General features: G+C 56.6%; 1 pseudogene. It reads right to left on the bottom strand.

Going from position 1 to position 316, the window contains the following annotated elements:
* A pseudogene (locus BUE24_RS22485) lies at nucleotides 1–316 on the bottom strand (collagen-like protein); the annotation flags it as partial.

A 316-nucleotide genomic window follows, 5' to 3' on the forward strand; every position in this document is an offset into this window, starting at 1 on the left:
GCACCTGTTGGTCCTTGTGCTCCAGTTGCACCTGTATTTCCTGTTGGTCCTTGCGCTCCAGTTGCTCCAGTAGCACCTGTTGGTCCTTGTGCTCCAGTGGCACCTGTATTTCCTGTTGGTCCTTGCGCTCCTGTTGCTCCAGTCGCACCCGTTGGTCCTTGTGCACCAGTTGCACCTGTATTTCCTGTTGGTCCTTGCGCTCCTGTGGCTCCAGTCGCACCAGTCGGTCCTTGTGCACCCGTGGCACCTGTATTACCTGTAGGTCCTTGTGCTCCTGTTGCTCCAGTAGCACCAGTTGCTCCTTGTGCACCTGTTG

This window comes from Aquimarina spongiae, from assembly GCF_900141785.1.
Taxonomy (GTDB): Bacteria; Bacteroidota; Bacteroidia; order Flavobacteriales; family Flavobacteriaceae; genus Aquimarina; species Aquimarina spongiae.